Source organism: Methylobacterium sp. NPDC097929 (assembly GCF_049543375.1).
Taxonomy (GTDB): domain Bacteria; phylum Pseudomonadota; class Alphaproteobacteria; order Rhizobiales; family Beijerinckiaceae; genus Methylobacterium.
This window is the reverse complement of record NZ_JBMVEP010000008.1, coordinates 33,103-51,859: the sequence shown is the minus strand read 5'-3', so window position 1 is coordinate 51,859 and position 18,757 is coordinate 33,103. Positions and strand designations below refer to the sequence as shown.

Here is an 18,757-nt window from a genome sequence, read left to right as displayed (position 1 = left end):
CGAGAGCACGATCACAGGGGGCAAGGCTTGCCGCCGGGCAGCACCACCTCCGCCTGCCCGTTCCGGGCGACGCCTTCGCGCACGGGCCAGACGGCCTTGCCCGTGAAGGTCATGTCCTTGATGAGCGGGAAGAAGGCGAAGAGCGGCTGGTAGGCCAGCCGCGTCTCGGCCATGACGAAGCGGTCTCCTTTCGAGGCGGTCCCGGCCGGGGGCGGACCGATATCCGCGCCGACGATCCGGGCCTTGTCCCGCTGCTGGACGCTCGAGCAGGTCCGCGCGACGAAGGTGTTGCCGACCTGATAGACACCGCCGGCCGTGAGCACGATGCCGGCGCCGGACAGGGTATAGGGCGCCGCCACGACGTCGGCGGCAGCGAAGACATCGTTGATGTCGCTGTAGTCGTTCTTGGAAATCAGGTCGGCCATGGCAAGGGTGGCCTGGGCCAGACGGGTGTTGGTGGCAAAGGCCCGCGGAATCTCGATCGCCGCCGCGAACAGCAGCAGAAGCAGCGGCGCGAGAAAGGCGAATTCGACGGCGCTCGCGCCCCCTTGCGCCTGCCAGATGCGTCCGAATGCGCCCCCGAACCGATGCATGCCGGCCGCGACATGGGGGGCTGCGCCGAGAGGCTCCGTCGGCTCAGGCACAGGATTTTTCCGCGTAATCTTCGGTGCGGAACACGGCGGTCGATGTGAGGAGCTGTCTGCCGCCGGGCATGCGCTGCCCGGTGAAGTCGAGGAAACCGAACGGTCGCAACATCGGCACGGCCGCGCGCAACAGATGGATGCCGCCGCCCGAAGGACAGGTGAACTGCGTGCCGAAGCCGGCCGCCCAATCGCCCCGATCGGCATCGTAGGGCGAGGCCGTCTGCTTGATGGCGAAGGTGGCGGTGCGCACGAGGTCGAACCGCATCGCGTCGCATCGGTAGAGGCTCAACCCGGTACCGCACAGAAGCGTGCGCAGGTGCTGCGCCGGATCGATGCTGGTCATCTGATCCTGGAAGGCCCCCGTGCGCAGCAGACGCGCCGCCCGCTGCACCGACACGTCGAGCTGATGCTGCGCGAGGACGAGGAGCGCGGCCTCGATCACCACGGCGATGAGCGCGAACAGGGGCACCGCGAGCAACGAAATCTCGATGGCGGCGACGCCGCCGCAATCGCGGATGAAGCGCAAGCCCAATGTCGTCGGTGCCGCAAGGCGGCGGTTGTGCCGGTTGAGCCTGAAGCGTTTCAAAAACGTCGTCTTCGTTGGTACCACGACCGAAGTCTGAAACCGCTGGTCGTCTTGCGAGGACATGACACGGTCGCCCGGCGACGGTAGATCGAGGCGCCTTTATTCTCGGTGAATCCGTCCGGGAGGATTGCGAAGGCCGGCTTGGCATACCCACCCGCTCGGCCGGGCGCTGATCGTCATCGCCGGGGCCCGGGACGTCGGACGCATCCCGCCCGACGTGAAACGCCACCGGCACCGCGGGCCGTCATGGCCGCCTTCCGGCAACCGACGCTGCCGTCGGAGGACGGCCTTCATTGGGAGAGGCAGCGGCTCTTTCGGATCGCCGCCCCTTCTCGTGATGAGCCGATCGCGCGTTCACGATCATCGGCGGGCGTTCACAGCTCGCGGAACGATCTCGTCATGCTGTCGCGGATCGGCTTGACGATGTATTCGAAGAAGGTCCGCTCGGTCGTCTTGATGTACACTTCGGCCGGCATGCCGGGCGTCGGCGAGAAGGTTCTCAGGGCGGCGGCCTCGTTGGCGTCGAGGCGGATGCGGGCGACGTAGAAGTCGCCGCCGGCCACTTGGCCCCTGCGGTCCTCGGGGAGCGAGTCGGCCGAGACGTAGATCACCTCGCCGGCCACCATGGGCGTGAGCCGCTGGGACAGGGCCGTGAGCCGCACGCCCGCGCTCTGGCCGCGCTTGACGTGGTCGATGTCCTGCGGGCGGATGCGCGCCTCGATCACGAGGTCGCCCTGCGAGGGCACGATCTCAAGAATGCTCTTGCCCGATTCCACCACGCCGCCGGGCGTGTGGTAGCGCAGCTTCACCACGACGCCGCGGACGGGGGCGGTGACGGCGACGCGGTCGAGGACCCCTTGGGCGGCGGCGATGCGCTCGCGCAGGTCGGCCTTCTCGCCCAGCGTCTCGTGCAGCTGCTCGACGGCCGTCTTGATGGTCGCGTTGATCGCCCCCTGGATCTGCTCGCGGATGCGCGAGATGCGCTCGCGGGCGTCGCCGATGTCGCCGTCGAGCCGGCCGATCTCGCCCTGCGCGTTGGCATGCGCCCGCTGGACCGCCAGCACCTCCGTGCGCCGCACGAGGCCGCTGGTGAGGAGGTAGTTCTTGCCCTCCAGCTCCTGCTCGAAGAACCTGATCTGGCGCACGACGGCTTCGCGCTGGACCTGCGTGCCCTTGATCTTCTGTTCGAGCGCGGAGATGCCCTCGCGCAGGACGGCGAGGTCGCTCTCCACGTTCTTGCGCCGTGCCTGGAAGGTGAGCGTCTGCTGCGCCAGGGTGCTGGCCACGTCCGGGTCGCCGGCGCGCTCCAGCAGCGAGGGCGGGACCGTCATGCTCGAATCCTGCGCGATCTCGGCGCGCAGCCGCGCCTCCACCGCGGTGATCCGGTCCTGACGGACGAGGAGGCGGCGAAGCTCGGCCTTCGGCGCGGTCTCGTCGAGGCGCAGCAGGATCTGGCCCGGCTCCACCTGATCGCCCTCGCGGATCCGGATCTCGCGGATCACCCCGCCCTCCAGATGCTGGAGGATCTTGTTCTGCCCGGTCGTCACGAAGCTGCCCGACGCCACGATGGCGCCAGCGATCGGGGCCGAGCCCGCCCAGACGCCGAAGCCGCCGATCAGGAGGGCGAGGAAGGCGAAGCCGAAGACCGTGAGGAAGCGCGTGTCGTGCGGCGCACCGATCGACCAGTCGGGAGCGGCCCGCCCCCCCGGCAGCACCGGCGTCTTCGGCCCGTCGCCCTGACGCGTCACCGCGCTACCCATGGCACTCTCCCGGCATTCGAGGCGGTCGTCCGGGGCCTCGCCCGGCGCTGCGCCCTGTTCTCGGTTCCCGGCGGCCCGTCGAGGGGCCGCCCTCTCGACGGTCGGCGGATCAGACCGTGGCCGGGGCCGCGCCCTTGCCGACGATCAGTGGGATCATCTCGTCGCGCGGGCCGATCGCCTGGATGGCGCCGTCCTTGAGGATCATGATCTTGTCGACGCTGCGCAGGAGCGCGGGCCGCTGCGTGATCGCGACCACCGTCGTCCCGCGCTGCTTGGCCCGGGCGAGCGCGCGCCCGAGGGCGATCTCGCCCAGCGTGTCGAGGTTGGAGTTCGGCTCGTCCAGGACGACGAGGCGCGGATCGCCGAAGAAGGCGCGGGCCAGACCGATGCGCTGGCGCTGGCCGCCCGAGAGCGGGCTGCCGTCCATGCCGACCACGGTCTCGTAGCCGGCGGTGAAGCCCGAGACGAGTTCGTGCACGTCGGCGAGTTCGGCCGCATCGTAGACATCGGCGTCGGAGGCATCCTCCTGCATCCGGGCGATGTTGGCCTTAATCGAGGCCGGGAAGAGCTGCACGTCCTGCGGCAGGTAGCCGACGCTCTGGCCGAACTGGCGCGGATCCCAGTTGCGCAGGTCCATCATGTCGAGGCGCACGGCGCCCGCCGTCGGCATGATCGAGCCCACCAGCATCCGCCCCAGCGTCGACTTGCCGGTGCCCGACGAGCCGACGATGGCCAGCGACTCGCCCGGATCGAGCGTGAAGCTGACGCCGTTCAGGATGACCTTCTTGTTCGGCGGGGGCACGTAGAGCACCCGCTCCACGCTGAGCCTGCCGGTCGGGCGCGGCAGGCGCAGCCGCTCCAGGTTCAGCGGAGAACTCTGGAGCAGCGCCTTGACGCGGACATAGGCCATGCGGGCCTGGACGTAGCTGCGCCAGCCGTCGATCACGCCCTCGATCGGTGCGAGCGCGCGGCCGCTGATGATCGAGGCGGCGATCATCATGCCGCCGGTCAGCTTGCCGTCGAGGGCGAGCGAGGCGCCCCAGCCCAGCATCAGGATCTGGGTGGAGAGGCGGACGAACTTCGAGATCCCGGCGATGACGATGTTGCGGTCCTGGCCCGTGACCTGGGCCTTCAGCGATTCGCTCGTGTCGCGGCCCCAGATCATCACGCTCTCGGGGATCATGCCCATGGCGTTGATGACCTGGCTGTTGCGGGCCATGGCGTCGGACTGGATGTTCGCCCGGGTGGAGTAGGCGCTGGCCTGGGCGAAGGGCACCGCGGTGATGCGCTGGTTGACGAAGGCGAGGGCGAGCAGCACCACGCCGGTCGCGCATACGATCCAGCCGAGATCGGGGTGGATCAGGAAGATCGCGAGCACATAGACCGGCGCCACGGGTGCGTCGAACATGACGAGCAGCACCGGCCCGGTGATGAAGTTGCGCAATTGCTGCAGGTCGGCGACCGTCTGGAAGTCGCGGTTCGATCCCGCCTGCGAGGCCTTGGCCGCGGCGGCGAGCACCGGGGGCCCGAGCCGGCTCTCGACCTCGACGGCGACGCGCATCAGCATGAAGCGGCGCACCATGTCGAGCACGACATGGCCGAAGATCGCGCCGACGATGACCACCGTCAGCATGACCAGGGTGTCGAAGCTGCGGCTGGTCAGCACCCGGTCGGAGATGTTGAACAGGTAGATCGGCACGCCGAGCACGAGCGTGTTCACCCAGAAGGAGAACACGGCGATCACGATGAGCTTGCGCCGGCAGGCGGCCAGCCCCTTGGTCAGCGTCTCGCGAAAGCCGCGGTCGCCGAAGCGGCGCTGGAGCGGTGACCCGCCGCCTCCGCCCCCTCCCCCGCCGTCATCGCCGCCGGAGGGCGGCGTCGTGCCTTTCCCGGGAGCGATGACGGGGCGGCTCCGCGAGGGCGGAGGCGGCTCGGCCGGGACCGGTTCGGCGCGCGCGGCGGGCTGCGCGGCGCTCGCATCGGCGACCCGCAGGGACTCGGGTTGGGCCGCCGCAGCGGGCGTGGGGAGGGGCGCCGGGGGGGAGGCCGGAGCCCCCGCCGCCTCGACCGATGGTGCCTCCTGGGGGCGGCTCGGCTGTGGGCGGTTCGGCACGGAAGCGGGCGCACGCTCGGGTGCGCGGTCGGCCGCGGGGCCGATATAGTTGCGCCCGGCCAGAACCTTGTAGAGGGCGTCGAGGCCCCTGAGGCCGGAGCTGAGGCGCCGTTCTCCCCCCGACCGCGGCGGGCCGGACGGCTCGATCCCCTTCGTCCGGCCCGGCCGCTCGTTCAGGAGGGCACTCGTCATCTCGGCTGCTCCGATGCTGATGGCCGCCTACGACAGCATCCCGTGGAAGAGATCCTGCTGCATGTGGCTGTCGGCCGTGACCGTGCTCGGGCCGGGCAGTTCGATCGGAACGCTCTCGGTCAGCCCCGTGAACGCCACGATCTCCGGCACGAGATTGTGCGTGTCGCCGACCGTAATCTGCGTCGATTGCGTGACGAAGTTCGCCTGAAGGAGGATGGCGGTATCGTAATGATGACCCCCGACGAACTGGAGGTCGGAGGTCGTCCCTACATTGGCGATGCCGGCGAGGTTGACGAGGTGGTTGCCGCCCGATTCCGCGTTCTGAGTCGAGGCGGTCGGCTCGCCGGACGGCGTGACGCCGGGTCCGGCGGACGCGGCGTGCTGGACGATGCCGTCGACATCGGAGACGACGTTCGTCTGCTGGATGACGTTGATGTCGTAGAAGTCGCCGGTGACGTAGAGGATGTTCAAGGTGGCGCCGTGGGACGGGAAGGTCGCCGCCAGCTCCGGCGGGAGGACGCCGTCATGGAGCCCCTCGAGGGCGTTGCCGAGCGTCGCGCTGAGCGGACGGAACCCGTCGCTGCCGTAGCGGTCGATCGCGGCCTTGTTCTCGAGGGTGTTGTCGCCCGTGCTGATCGATTGCGAGACGTTGTCCTGGCGCGCCGTGTAGGCCCGGATGGCGTCGTCGTTGAGCAGCACGTTGGTCTGATGGATCAGGTTGGTGCTGTGGTAGTTGCCGTCGACGACGATGAGGTCGTAGCGGGCGCCGATCTCGCTGAGGCGGAAGCTGTTGTTCTCCAGGTTCTCGCCGGCATGGACGGCGTAGTAGGCGCCGAAATTGCCCTGCACGGTGACGTCGTTGTCGCTCAGGACGTTGACCTGGCGCAGGACGTTGACGCCGTAGAAGTCGCCGTCGATCCGGTCGACCTGGGCGAAGGTGCCGAACGTGAGGTGCTTCACGAGGCCGGAGGTGTCGTGGTCGGCCATGCGCGCGGTGTTGTGCGCCTCGTTGCCGTCGGTGACGATGCTGCGAGAGAGCGTGTCACCGGCGACCGAGATCTCCGCACGGCTCATCAGGACGTTGACCTGCAGGATGGCGTCGGTGGTGTAGGCGTTTCCCTTCACCGCCAGCGCGGTGGCATGGCCGTGATCGTCCAGGATCGTGGCCGTGTTGACGCTCACGTTGCCGCCGGTCTGCGCATCGAGCCCGGGATCAGTCAGGCCGTCGCGGGCGTCCCGAGCGACCGACGGCGCCTTCGGCAGTTCGAAGCGCAGCGAGGCATCCGGCGATTGCAGCACGCCGTCGACATAGGTGCCCATCGGATGGGCTTGCGCGGCCTCCCGGCCGGCCTCGTCTGCGGATTCGAGGGTCTGCGCCGCGTCGCGGTGCAGGACGAGTTCGACGGCCTCGGCCGTCGTCGGGTTGTGAAGCGTCAGGTCCGCGGGCAGCCGCGATTGGGCCATCTGGCTGAGCGCGGCGATCGTGCCGTCGATGTCGACATCGTGGAAGCCAGCGAGATCGACATCCGTGCGCATCAGCAGGACATCGTCGTCCACCATGCGGTTGACCTGGCGGACCTGCAGGAGCTGCTGGTCGGGATCGACGTCGAGCGCCGCCTCACCGTGGCCCCGGCCACCACCGCCCCCGCCGCTGCCGGGCGGCAGCAGGCGTCCGGCCGGGAGGGGCCCGGGGGAGACCGGATCGTCCGGCGTCGCCAGAGGCGGGCGATGGCCGGGAAGGCCGGGCAGCCGGGGAAAGGCCTCCGTGCCGGGGGAGAGATCGGCCCGGAACGGGCGGCTCGGAAGCTCGTCGAGCGGCCGGTCCGGATCGGGTTCGGCGGGGGGCCGGGGAAGCCAGGGCTGGAGCTTGGCGGGATGCGCCGGATCCTCGTAGCCGTCGCGGACCCGCGGCACTCCCTCGTTCAGGCGAAGATGGCCGATGAAGTGGGCGATGATGTCCGAGACATCCGTCGTTCCGCCTGCAAGCATGGCAGCGTTCCCCGACCCGGCCGCGTCATGGCGCGATCCACTCCCGTGACGATGCGCTCGCCGTATTCTCGAGAGGGTATGCTGAACTTCTGCTTCGAAGTTGCTTTTCTTGAAGTCTGGACGTCGATTTTCTTGATGTTTTTCTTGAGACGTCTTTCAGATGGGTCGGCCCGCGCCTCACGACGCGGGCCGACCTGTCGTATCGATACTGTTATCAGGCGTCGCCGGGGGTGGTGTCCGACATGGAGTCGCCGCCCACGACGCTGATCGGCATCGTGTTGTACTGGATGTTGGCGCCCATCACGATGTGCTGCGTGAAGGCCTCCTGGGTCAGCGTGCCCGAGCCGTTGGCGGTGCCGTTGGCCGTGCCGTGATCGCCGATGTCGGTCGTGTTGGTGGCGTTGCCGCCGTTGGCGGTCGCGTTCTGCGAGAACGAGAAGCTCGGACCGCCCGGATCGGAGGAGAGGAAGTCGAGGAGACCGCCACCGCCGCCGGCGCTGACATCGAGGCCGACGCTGGCACCGTTCAGCACGTCGGTGTCGACGAGGCTGTTGACCTGATCGAGGTTGAAGATGTTGCCGTCGCCGGTCAGCGTCTGGATCGACAGATCGGGCAGGTTGATGAAGTTGCCGTCGAGGGTGCCGAAGCCGAGGTCGTCCATGTGCAGGACGGAGGTCTCGGTGGGCGGGCCGAAGTCGCCGGAAACGCTGACGTCCACGGTCGTGCTCACGGTCGTGGTGACGTCGTTGGTGACCGCGTTGTCGACGGTGTTGTTGACGTCGTTGTCGACGCCGTTCTCGCTGTAGTTCAGGTTGGCATTGCCGTTCAGGTTGCCGTTGGCATTGCCGTTCAGGTTACCGTTGGCACTGAGGTTGCCGCTGTAGCTCTCGACCTCGTTGCTGGCGGAGTTGGTCGCCTCGTTCGACGAGGACTGCGACTGCTCCTGACCCTGGTCCTGATCCTGGCCCTGGCCTTGATCCTGGCCCTGGCCCTGAAGCTGACCCTGCAGCTCGCCCTGGCCCTGGAGCTGACCCTGCAGCTCGGCCTGGCCCTGAAGCTGACCCTGCGCCTCGAACTGGGCGATGGCGGCGGGCGTGATGAAGCGGCTGTTGTCGCTCATGATGACGTCTCCCTGCTTTGGATGACGGCAGGCAGCAGGACGGAACGTCGATCATCTACGTCGACGCGAAATCCTCGGAACCTTGGCCGTCTGAGATCCCCGGGTCCGCTCTCGTTCGGGGCGGGTGCGTCGGGGTGAGGTGACGGTCGCACCTGGCGGCGGGGCTGTCAGGGTTAAAAAACGGTAAACGCCTGTCAGGAAAAACCGAACCGCCGCTCCGAAAGGTGGGCCCTGGTGCGGGCCGGCCACAGCCCCGCAAGGCGTGTCCGGCGCGGCGCTATCGTCCGAAAGAGGGTGTTCGAGGCCGCCGGGGACCGTGCCGCTCCGCGCCGGGGCCTATTCGGCCGGGCCGGGCTCGTCCTTCCGGACGCGGTCTCAGGCCAAGCCGCACCCACCCTGGCCGATGGTCCTGTTCCGTGTGACCGGCGGACGCCCGCCACCGCGCGCGCTCGAGGCATCGACGCCGAATCACGATCATCGAGGGATCAGGAACGCAGCACTCCGTCCCGCACGGCCTCGCCGGAGGTCCAGCGCTCCACGAAGCGCTCCCAGAGCGCTTGCGCCTCCACCGCGGCCGGCCCCGGCTCCTCGGCATCGTAGGCTTCGCCCTGCACCGCGCTCAGGGTCGCGTGAAAGGCCGCCGCGTCGGCGCAGCCGAGGAGGAAGGCACCGTCCTCGCCTAGGCTCAGGCAGACGATGCGCTCGGCCAGAACCGAGCGCGGCAGGCCCGTCAGACCGCCGCAGATGTCGAGCTGCACCGCGCCGATGCCCTCGGACCCGATGTTCGGACAGGCGTCCCGCGCCAATCCCGAGACCGAGGCGATCAGGAATCCGATGAGGTAGGGGTCGTTGAGGCTCTGCGGGTTCGTCTCGCCGACCTGCCGCAGCGAGTCGTTGAAGGGCCGCAGGGAGGCCAGCACGGCGGAGCGGGCACGGCGGCTGCGCCAGAGATCGCAGAGGGCGGCAATGTGGCTGATCATGGTGCCGGAATCCTGACGGGCGGCCTCAATGCCGCCTTCCCCTCCGCGATGTTCTGCTATGATGCGCCCGCCGGCCGCAGAGGTGATCCGGCGGGGGGCGATTCTCTCTCTCCCCGGACCTCATCCGGACCCGGGCCGAGCCTGCGCCATGCCCTCACGGCTTCCCCCTCCCCCGAACTTCCGCGCCGTCGAGAAGGCCGCGCCGGGGTTTGCCGAGCGCCAGCATCACATCCTGATGCAGATCGGCAATCTCGGCCTGAACTGGTCGAACAACGAGAGCATGTTCATCTACGTATTGATGCTACTCCTCGACATCGAGGAGGTCGATGCCGCGATCATCTTCTCCACCCTGAACACGACCCGCGCCCGGCTCGACCTCGTGCGCCGGCTGGCGACGGTGAAGCTCCGCGACGAGACGGCGGCGCTCACGCTCAAGCGGCTGCTGCGCCGGTTCGAGAGCGCGACCCGGCTGCGCAACGAGTTCAATCACTGCATGTACAAGCTCAACGCGCAGGGCGAGATCACGCATACGCACCTGATGCGTCCGCACGAGGCGGGCGGGCGGCTGACGCTCGGCGAATTGCGCGAGATGGACGAGGACCGCGTCCAGGAGATCGTCGAGGCCAACCGCCAGCTCAAGCGGCTCAATCGCGACCTGTGGGACTTCCTGCCCCAGCTGCGCGCCGCGCTCGGCACGCGGGCCGAACCGCCCGCCGCGCCGGCATAGAAGCGGGACGAAGCGCCCCTCAGGCGACGCTGTGGAGCCAGCCCCGCAGCACCGCGTACTGCACGATCTTGGCCCGGCTGCGCAGGTCGAGCTTCTCCGCCGCCCGGGCCTTGTAGGTCTCGATCGACTTCGAGGTGATCGCGAGCTTGGCCGCGATCTCCTTGTTCGTGTAGCCGAGGGCGATGAAGCGGATGATCTCCTCCTCGCGCACCGAGAGCGAGGCCATCAGGATGCGCCGCAGGTTGTCGCGCGCGGTCGGCGCGATGCGCTCGGACGCCAGATGCTGGCTCGCGACCATCGGATCGAGATAGATGCCGCCGGCATGGACCGAGCGGATCGCGAGGAGGAGGTTGTCGCTCGTGGCGCGCTTGAGCACGTAGCCGCGCGCGCCCGCCGCCAGGGCCTGCTGCACGTAGAGGCGGTCCTCGTGGACGCTGAGCATGATCGTCGGCACGGGGCTGCGCTCGGCGTTCAGCTTGGAGGCCAGGGTGATCCCGTTCAGATCCGGCATCGCGATGTCGAGGACGGCGATGTCCGGCTTGGCCTCGGCGACGACCTGCAGGGCGCGGGCGCCGCTGGTCGCGGTGGCGACCACCTCGATGTCCTCGGTCTCGCCGATGAGGTTGGCCACCCCCGACAGGAACATCGGATGATCGTCGGCGAGGACGACTCGAATTCTGCTGGGCTCGAAATCCGTCATGTGCGCCTCTCCGGAGTGCCGATGCGGGCGACGAGGGTGGTGCCGGATTCGGGGGAGGATTCGATCTCGAAGCTTCCCCCGACCAGCCCGACCCGCTCCCGCATTCCGACGATGCCGAACTTTCCGTCCGCGACGAGCCGGGAGGTCGAGAGACCGCCCTCCCGGCAACCGATGCCGTCATCCTCGACGATGAGCGAGACGGCCTCCCCCTCGTACAGGAGCGCCACGCTCACCGTGGTCACGCCCGCGGCGTGCTTGGCGATGTTGGTGAGCGCTTCCTGACACAGCCGGTACAGGGTGATCTCCACGTCCGAGGCCAGATCGGGCTCCCGGCCCGTGAGACCGAAATCGGTCGCCACGCCGCGGCTCGCGCCCCAATCCGTGACGAGGCGGCGCAGCGCGACGCCGAGCCCGAAATCGTCGAGCACGGTGGGGCGCAGCTCGACCGCGATGCGGTGAAGCTCCTTCGACACCTCGTCCAACTGCGCCCGCAGGCGCTGGATCTGCTCGCGCCCGGCGGCCGAGGTGACATGCTTCTCCAGCGCCCCGATCCCCATGGCCAGCGCTGCGATGGATTGTCCGCTCTGGTCGTGAAGGTCGCGAGCGAGCCGCAGGCGCTCCTCGTGGCCGATGCGGTAGAGGCGGGTCAGGATCTGGTCCCGCTCGGGCTCGGCCCGCTCCCCGCGCGCCGCATCGGCCCCCCCCTCCGGAAGGGAGTCCGTCCCGAGGAGATGCACGAGGACGCAGCCGCCCTCCACGTCCTCCACCCAGGCCGCCCGGCAGCGGAAGCGGCGCCGCCGCGATCCGTCGTGAAGGTCGAGCACGCCCGACAGCGGCTGCGCCGACCGCGCGCAGAGGGAGAGGTAGGAGGCGAGGCGCCGCGCCTCCTGCGAACCGGGGGGAACCAGCGTCCGCCCCGGCAGGATTGCGGGCAGTTGCGCCCGGGCCGCGCGGTTGCGCTGGACGAGCGTTCCATCGGTGCGCAGGAGCAGGACCGGATCCGCGATGGCGTCAAGGACGGGCATCGGCCGCGCGACCGGATGGAGAGCGTGGCGCGGGGCGCGTCGATCGCGAAAGAGGTCGCTGGTGTCGTGCCGTCCGGTCTCGCACGGAATCCGCCTTGTTTCCTCGCCGGAACGAAACGCGCTGAGCAACGAGGCCTGGAAATCACGCATCACGTCTCGAGCCATCAATGGATCGAAAGACTGGCATGGCATTTGCTGGGAAACATCGAGTGCCCCGTCGATCCCCTGCCGGTCGAGCGCGAAGCTAGAACCGGCATCCGTGGGCTCGCAGATCGACAAAGGGCGTAAGCCGCTACCCTATCGGTGGACGGCGCACGGGCGATCGGCTGCCCGCGCGGCTGGGCCGCGTCGGCCCGTCCTCAATAGGCGGTCTCGGAGGAGACCACTTCCCGGCAGGTCTGGAGGATGATCCGCAGATCGAACCAGAGGCTGCGGCGCTCGATATAGGTCAGGTCCAGCTCGATTCGGCGGCGCAGTGCCTCGTCCGTGCGCGTCTCGCCCCGGCAGCCGCAGACCTGCGCCCAGCCGGTGATGCCGGGCTTCACTTGGTGACGGCGGTGATAATCGGCGATGCGGAGCGCGAACTCGTGGTCGTGCCCGAGGGCGTGCGGCCGGGGGCCGACGAGCGACATGTCGCCCTTCAGCACGTTGAAGAGCTGCGGCAGCTCGTCGAGGCTGGTGCGCCGCAGGATGCGGCCGAGCGGCGTCACCCGTGGATCGTGCCGATAGGCCTGCACCAGGGCGGCGTCGCGGGGCTGATCCGTCATCGTCCGGAACTTGTAGATCTCGAAGGGCCGCCCGTGCAGGCCGCCGCGCATCTGGCGGAACAGGACCGGCCCCTCCGAGGTCATGCGGATCAGGACGGCGAGGATGACCAGCAGCGGGGCGAGCAGCAGGCACAGCATCCCGGCGCCGACGACATCGAAGGCGCGCTTGATCGCTTCCCCGTCGCCGGGCCGCGCCGCGGGCGCCTCGAGACCGGCCCGCTCCGTCGGCGAGAGCCGCGGCAGCGCGCGGCGCCGCCCCCCTTGAGCGCTCGGGCGCGGCTCGGACAGGGTGCTCGGCAGCACCCGCTTGCGCCCGGCCGGCGCCCGCCGGGACGAGACGTAGCGCGCCGGCGCGCCGGGACGCGGCGATGCGGCGGCCGGATCGGCCGTCGCGGCAGGAGGCCGGTCGGGGACGAAGGCCGCGACCCCGCTCGGGTCAGCCTCCGGTGATGGAACCGGGAAGAGCGGGATTCCGCGCGCCTCGGCGCTCCGGCGCAGCAGCGCCGCGAGGGTGTAGCGCTGAACCAGCAGGACGGCCGGGCCCATCACGGCGAACGCGGTGATCCCGTCATGGGCGATGTCGAGACGGATCTGCAGCCCCACGGTCAGGAGCCAGGCCAGCGGCAGCAGGCCGGGCCAGATCAGGAGCAGCGCCTTGACCGCCTGGAGCGGCCGCGACGCGGCGTCCGCGTCGTAGGCGCCGCACAGGGCCATCAGCGGCAGGGTGAAGGCCGTCGGGAAGGCCGCGATCGCCGCGAGACGAAGCGGATCGGCCGTCTGCTCGGCGAGATGCGCCGCGCCCGCCTGGGCGAGCAGCGCCGCGCCGACCAGCGCGAAGGCGTCGAGCGTGACAAGGACAGGACCGAGTTGCCCGAACGAATTCGAGCGAAGTTGGATCCGCGGCGAGAAACCCGTCGAGTTTCCGATGACCTGCTCGCTCATGACCTGCCTCAACCGTCCTCGGGACGCCGACGGGGCTCGTGTTGATCGGATGGGTTGATACGCGACGGAACGACAATGAGACCTTGGCCTATACTCAGGCGATCGATTGATCTGTTGACTTTCTCGGCTTTTACTCACGATTCGACAGAAAGAATCACTCTTTACTGATAAACCTCAGGGCGTATCGAGAAGCTCGGCGCTCGGCAGGCGGCCGGCGGCGCGCCTCCCTTCCCGCGCGGCCCGGTTCCTCGCGTCGGCCTCCCGGAACAGTCCGACCAGGATGCCGGCCAGGAGGCGGCGGTCGTGCAGGCGCTCGACGCGCTCGCGTCCGACCGCCCCCCGGGCGGCGAGGTCTTCCGGCGTCGCGGCGAGCGCCGCCTCCATCGCCCGCATCAGCGCCCGCACGTCGCCGGGCGGGATCAGCCAGCCGCAGGCATCGTCGAGGAGTTCGGGGATGCCGGCGACACGGGTCGAGACGACGGGCCGGCCGAGGGCGAAGGCCTCCATGATGACCACGGGCAGCCCCTCGGCGAGGCTCGGCAGGAGCAGGGCGCGGCTGGCGGCGATGTGCTCGCGCACCTCGGCATTGCTCGCCCAGCCGTGGAGGATCACCCGGTCCGCCACGTCGTGGCGCCGGCAGGCGGCCTCGACCTCTTCCCGGCTCTCGCCGTCGCCGATCAGGATCACCTTGAGGTCGGGATAGCGCCAGCGCAGGGCCGCCACCGCCGCCGGGATCGCCGCCTGCGCCTTGGCGGGGCAGAGGCGTCCGACGCAGACGAAGGTGCGGTTGTCGGCCCGCTGGGGCTCAACCGCCGCGAACTCCTCCAGCGCGATCCCGCAGCGCGCGACGCGGATCTTGGCCGCATCCTCCGGCCGGGCCAGGTCCGTGAGGCGGTCGCGGCAGTAATCGGAGATCGCGACGACGAACTGCGCGTGGGCGATCTTCTCGGCAAAGCCGAAGCGCTCCGGCGCCTCGAACTCGTCCGGCCCGTGGGCGGTGAAGCTGTAGCTCGGGCCACCCATCAGCCGGGCCAGCATCGCCACGGTGGCGGCGTTGGTGGCGAAGTGGACGTGGATGTGGTCGATGCCCTCGGCCGCCGCGCGCCGGCGCAGGCAGGCCGCCTGGAGCAGGTAGGCGACCGGGCGCACCCATCCGTTGCGGGCGGCCCGGGCGAGCCGCAGCCACGGGCCGAAGCTGCGGCCGAGGCCGAGCGGGTTGAGCAGCGCTTCGAGCAGGGCTGCGGCGAGCAGCCCGGCGAGATTGCGGGTCAGCAGGTAATGCGTCGCGGCCTGCTCCGCCCGGTCGCGGGGATCGACCAGCGCCTGCGGCCACGCCCGGATTGCGTAGCGCCGAATCCGGCATCCGAGGTTTTCGAGCGCCTCGATCTCGCGCCGGATGAAGGTCGTGCTCGGCAGCGGATAGGTGTTCATCAGATACGCGACCTTCATGGCCGGGTGTCCTTCGATCGGTGATCCGGGCGGGGCGACGGGCGGGACCGGCATGGCTCAGGGCTCCGTCGGTCGAGGCAGGGCCCGCCGCGCCGCGACGCGGATGGCGGCCTCCGCGAGGGCGAGGCGGACGAGCGGTGCGACCCCGAACAGGTAGCGGCGCCAGAGCCTGTGCGGCTCGCCGGCGAGGCGGTGGAGCCATTCGAGGCCCGCCCGCTGCATCCAGAGCGGCGCCCGGCGCTTGCGGCCGACGAGGAATTCGAGGGACGCACCCACGCACAGGGCGATCCCCCGCGCCGCCGGATCGAGGGAGGCCTGGAAGGCGATGCGCTCGGAGCGCGGGGCGCCGACGGCGATGAAGGTGAAGCGCGCGGTGCTGCCCGCGACGAAGGCGGCGCAGGCCGCGAGCGCGGCCGGGTCCCGGTCGATGTCCGGCGGGGCGGACAGGATCTCGAACGCGACCTCGGGAAAAGCCGCGCGCATCTCCGCGGCCAGGGAGGGATGCGCCACCACCAGGGCGATCCGGTCGCCGGGGCCGATCACCGATCGGAACAGGATCTCGGTCAGCGTCGAGCCGGGCAGATGCGGGAGCCCGCCGGGGATCAGCAGCCGCGACAGGGCCGCGATCGGCTTGCTGTCGCACAGCGAGAGCCATGCGCCCTCGTAGAGCGGGGCCAGCGAAGGGTCGGCGCCCAGGCGCACCACGTGGTCGACGTTGGGCGTGACGACGTAGCGGAACGGGCTCGGCTCGGCGTCCTTCGGTGCCCGGGACAGCAGAGCCAGAACCTCGGCACGGCCGAGGCTGTCGAACGGCGCCTTCAGGAAGCGTTCGCGAAGACTGAGCGGGCTGACGAGACCGACAGGCATGGTTTCGGCTCCAGTGGATCCGAGCGCTGGCCGTCCGATCTGTCGATCCTTTCGGCGTTCAAGGCTCAGTCTGGAGCAAGTGCACGGGATGCAGCGGGCCAGAAGTAAGCAAATCGATCGCCAATCCGGCCCCGCATACTTCCATTAACTGAGAATTAATCGGCACCTCTGCCGGCAATCGGATGCGCCTGTCGCGGCTACTCATCTTTCCTGATCACGCCAGGCGGAACGCGATGCACGGTCAGGTTGGAGAAAGGTTCGTATCCGTCTTTCGGACAGGATCATTATCTTAGGGATATTCTTGGCCATCCCGTACCGCCACAACCTCAGGCCAAGGCGGTAGAGCCTGCGCCTTTCGGCGTTCCGGAAGGAGCATTGGCCCCCGACACGGACCGTCGGAGTGTCGAGGCGCGGGTGCCGCCCGGACTCGGGACGCGTGCCGCGCGCGGGGAGCGTCCCCCGCGCCCTCCCGAAGGATCGAGCGAATGTCCCACGAGACGATGCGAGGCCGCCGATGACCCTGGCCCTTGTCCTTCTTTCGGGCCTCGTCGGGCTCGCCGGCGTCCTCCTGGCGATCCCCGTGGCCGTGCTCGCCGCGGAGGTCGCCGCCGCCCACCGCCGACGGGCCCGCCCGAGCCCGCACGCGCTCCCGTTCGACCGGCCGCCCCTCGCGGTCGTCGTGCCGGCCCATGACGAGGAGCGCGATCTCGGCGCGGCGCTCGACAGCATCCGGGCGCAGCTGCGTCCGGGCGACCGCCTCGTCGTGGTGGCGGACAACTGCACCGACCGCACGGCGGAGATCGCCGAACGAGCGGGCGCCGAGGTGGTGGAGCGCCGCAATCCCTTCGCCCGCGGCAAGGGCTACGCCATGGATGCCGGCATCCGCCACCTCCAGGCCGCCCCGCCGCCGCTGGTGGTGTTCGTCGATGCCGACTGCCTCGTCGCCGATGGCGCGTTCGACGCCCTCGCCCGCACCGTGCTGGAACGGCGGCGTCCGGCCCAGGCGGTCTTCGTCAGCGTGCCCTTCCCCGGCACGGGCGCGGCGCTCGGCGTCGCCCGCTTCGCCTACATCCTGAAGAACGTGGTGCGGCCCCGGGGTTTGGCGGCCCTGGGCCTGCCCTGCCAGCTCACCGGAAGCGGCATGGCCTTTCCCTGGTCGGTCATCGCCGGAGCCCGAATCGCCAGCAGCGAGATCGTCGAGGATCTCAAGCTCGGCCTCGACTGCGCGCGGGCGGGACACCCGCCGGTCCTGTGCGAGGGCGCGCGGGTGACGAGTGCGTTCCCGCAGACGGCACGGGCGGTGGTGGACCAGCGCGAGCGGTGGCAGCGGGGCCACCTGAACCAGATCGCTGCCGCGATCCCCTCCCTGCTGGCCGGCCTGCGCCGCCGCGACGCCGCCCTGCTGGCCCAGGTGCTCGACGTGATGGTGCCGCCGCTGACGCTCCTGCTGGCGGCCAACCTCGCCCTGACCGCACTGGCCGCGATCGCGGCTCTGGCCGGCGCCTCGGCCGTGCCTCTGGCGATGGTCCTCACGAACGTCGCGGTTCTGGGGCTGGCCCTCGTCGCCGGATGGCGGCTCGCGCGCGCCGAGGACGGCTTCACCTGCGGGCCCGCGGAACTGGTCGCCTACTTCCTCGGCAACGTGACCCTCTACCGGCGCGTCCTCGCGCGCAGGCCGCTCGGCTGGGTCAGGACCGACCGCGGTGGCCTGTCGTGAGCGCCCCGGCGCGCGCCTGCGCCGTCTCGCCGCCATCGGCCTCGTCGCCGTGAGCGCCGCTCCGGCCGTCGCGGAGGAGGCGGCGGCGCGCCGCGTCTTCGTCTCGGGCCACAGCCTCGTCGACCGGCCGCTGCCCGACGACCTCGCGCGCATCTCCGCGAGCCTCGGGCCGAGCCTGAGTTGGAGCCGTCGCCACGCGAGCGGCTCGACCATCGCCCAGCGCGCCTGCCGGGAGGGAGCGCCCGCGATCGACGAGACCTCCGGCGCGGGGGCCGGCCCCTACGACACCCTGGTCGTGACCGAGCAGCACGACCTGATGGGCGCGGTCCTGTGGAACGACACGATCGGCGAACTCGCCCGGCTGCACGATTGCTTCGCCGTCCGGAATCCGGGCATCGCGACGTGGTTCTACGTCCCGTGGATCTCCCTCGAGGACAAGCGCGATCCGGCAAGCTGGCTCGCCTACGAGCGGGCGGCGGCGCCGCTCTGGCGCTGCATCGTCGCGGCGGCGAACCGGCGCTCGGCCGCCGCGCGGGCGGGCAACCGCATCCGGGTGATCCCGGCCGCCTCGGCGCTGGCCGCGCTGATCGAGCCGGAGGCGGGACAGACGCCGCCCGGATGGCGGACGGCGCCGCCGGGGGAGGCGGCCGCGCGCCTGATCGCGGACGAGGTCCATCCCACGCGGCTGGGCGCCTACGCGCTCGCGCTCCTCGTCGAGGCAGCCACGACCGGGCGCGCGCCGCGCGGGGCCTGGGCGCCGGACGGCGTCGCGCCGGACACGGCGGACGCCCTTCAGGTCTTCGCCGGAGACGTGGCGGCCCGTGCGGCGCGAGAGCCGGACCCCGATCCGGCGGACTGCGCGAAGCGGCTGCGCGTCCAGGCGACCGAACTGTTCTGGCCCTACATGGAGCGGACGATGTGGCGCCCGCAGGCCGGCTTCGTCGAGGCGCGCCGGACGCTCTGGACCAAGGCGCTGCGCTGGCGCTGGAAGATGTGGCGCGAGCCGGAATGGACACCGTTCGCCCCGCACCCAGAGGCGCGCGGCTGACGGACGGGCGCGACCCGTCCCGTGATCCTGTGATCGGGGGACGGGGCGCGGTCGTGAGACCATCGACGAAGCGTGATGATTTCGGTGACTTCGCCGTCCTTGCGAGGCTCAGCGAAAGCAATCCAGCGCTC

The 18,757-nt window shown here is 70.2% G+C and carries 15 protein-coding genes; 3 read left to right on the top strand and 12 right to left on the bottom strand.

Annotation, left to right across the window (positions count from 1 at the left end; all coding sequences use genetic code 11):
* Positions 1-11 precede the first annotated feature (11 nt).
* The 7 genes from ACPCJR_RS18095 to ACPCJR_RS18065 all read right to left on the bottom strand — a co-directional run bounded on the left by ACPCJR_RS18095 (position 12) and on the right by ACPCJR_RS18065 (position 9,384).
* Positions 12-593, bottom strand: coding sequence for a TadE/TadG family type IV pilus assembly protein (locus ACPCJR_RS18095; RefSeq protein WP_391513435.1), 582 nt, complete (start codon positions 591-593; stop codon positions 12-14).
* Positions 594-636: 43 nt separating this feature from the next.
* A complete protein-coding gene (locus ACPCJR_RS18090; protein ID WP_391513370.1) occupies positions 637-1,293 on the bottom strand; it encodes a TadE/TadG family type IV pilus assembly protein in 657 nt (218 codons plus the stop codon).
* 311 nt (positions 1,294-1,604) lie between these two features.
* Positions 1,605-2,990, bottom strand: coding sequence for an HlyD family type I secretion periplasmic adaptor subunit (locus ACPCJR_RS18085; RefSeq protein WP_391513371.1), 1,386 nt, complete (start codon positions 2,988-2,990; stop codon positions 1,605-1,607).
* A gap of 109 nt (positions 2,991-3,099) precedes the next feature.
* Positions 3,100-5,295 (bottom strand): type I secretion system permease/ATPase, encoded by a 2,196-nt coding sequence (locus tag ACPCJR_RS18080; protein ID WP_391513373.1) that lies wholly within the window; start codon positions 5,293-5,295, stop codon positions 3,100-3,102.
* A gap of 27 nt (positions 5,296-5,322) precedes the next feature.
* Positions 5,323-7,284, bottom strand: a complete 1,962-nt coding sequence (locus tag ACPCJR_RS18075) for a hypothetical protein (RefSeq protein WP_391513375.1) — start codon at positions 7,282-7,284, stop codon at positions 5,323-5,325.
* Positions 7,285-7,498: 214 nt separating this feature from the next.
* Positions 7,499-8,404, bottom strand: coding sequence for a hypothetical protein (locus ACPCJR_RS18070; RefSeq protein WP_391513377.1), 906 nt, complete (start codon positions 8,402-8,404; stop codon positions 7,499-7,501).
* A gap of 485 nt (positions 8,405-8,889) precedes the next feature.
* Positions 8,890-9,384 (bottom strand): hypothetical protein, encoded by a 495-nt coding sequence (locus ACPCJR_RS18065; protein ID WP_391513379.1) that lies wholly within the window; start codon positions 9,382-9,384, stop codon positions 8,890-8,892.
* Positions 9,385-9,532: 148 nt separating this feature from the next.
* On the opposite strand from ACPCJR_RS18065, the gene ACPCJR_RS18060 reads away from it, so the two are divergent.
* Positions 9,533-10,111, top strand: a complete 579-nt coding sequence (locus tag ACPCJR_RS18060; protein ID WP_110351818.1) for a hypothetical protein — start codon at positions 9,533-9,535, stop codon at positions 10,109-10,111.
* Positions 10,112-10,130: 19 nt separating this feature from the next.
* Here the strand turns inward: ACPCJR_RS18060 and ACPCJR_RS18055 are convergent, their stop codons facing one another.
* The 5 genes from ACPCJR_RS18055 to ACPCJR_RS18035 form a co-directional block, all read right to left on the bottom strand.
* Positions 10,131-10,811, bottom strand: a complete 681-nt coding sequence (locus ACPCJR_RS18055) for a response regulator transcription factor (protein ID WP_331288274.1) — start codon at positions 10,809-10,811, stop codon at positions 10,131-10,133.
* The gene (locus tag ACPCJR_RS18050) at positions 10,808-11,836 is read right to left on the bottom strand and encodes a sensor histidine kinase (protein WP_391513381.1); all 1,029 of its coding nucleotides are present in this window, start codon (positions 11,834-11,836) and stop codon (positions 10,808-10,810) included. The genes ACPCJR_RS18055 and ACPCJR_RS18050 overlap by 4 nt, the downstream gene beginning before the upstream one ends.
* A gap of 359 nt (positions 11,837-12,195) precedes the next feature.
* Positions 12,196-13,545: an exopolysaccharide biosynthesis polyprenyl glycosylphosphotransferase gene (locus ACPCJR_RS18045; RefSeq protein ID WP_391513384.1), complete on the bottom strand. Its 1,350-nt coding sequence runs from the start codon at positions 13,543-13,545 to the stop codon at positions 12,196-12,198.
* Positions 13,546-13,719: 174 nt separating this feature from the next.
* Entirely contained in the window at positions 13,720-14,994 is a 1,275-nt protein-coding gene (locus tag ACPCJR_RS18040; protein WP_391513387.1) for a glycosyltransferase family 4 protein, read from the bottom strand.
* A gap of 57 nt (positions 14,995-15,051) precedes the next feature.
* Complete coding sequence (locus ACPCJR_RS18035; protein ID WP_391513389.1) at positions 15,052-15,861, bottom strand: WecB/TagA/CpsF family glycosyltransferase; 810 nt, start codon at positions 15,859-15,861, stop codon at positions 15,052-15,054.
* Positions 15,862-16,375: 514 nt separating this feature from the next.
* On the opposite strand from ACPCJR_RS18035, the gene ACPCJR_RS18030 reads away from it, so the two are divergent.
* The gene (locus tag ACPCJR_RS18030; RefSeq protein WP_391513391.1) at positions 16,376-17,578 is read left to right on the top strand and encodes a glycosyltransferase family 2 protein; all 1,203 of its coding nucleotides are present in this window, start codon (positions 16,376-16,378) and stop codon (positions 17,576-17,578) included.
* A complete protein-coding gene (locus tag ACPCJR_RS18025) occupies positions 17,565-18,626 on the top strand; it encodes a hypothetical protein (protein ID WP_391513393.1) in 1,062 nt (353 codons plus the stop codon). Before ACPCJR_RS18030 ends, ACPCJR_RS18025 begins: the two co-directional genes overlap by 14 nt.
* Positions 18,627-18,757 lie beyond the last annotated feature (131 nt).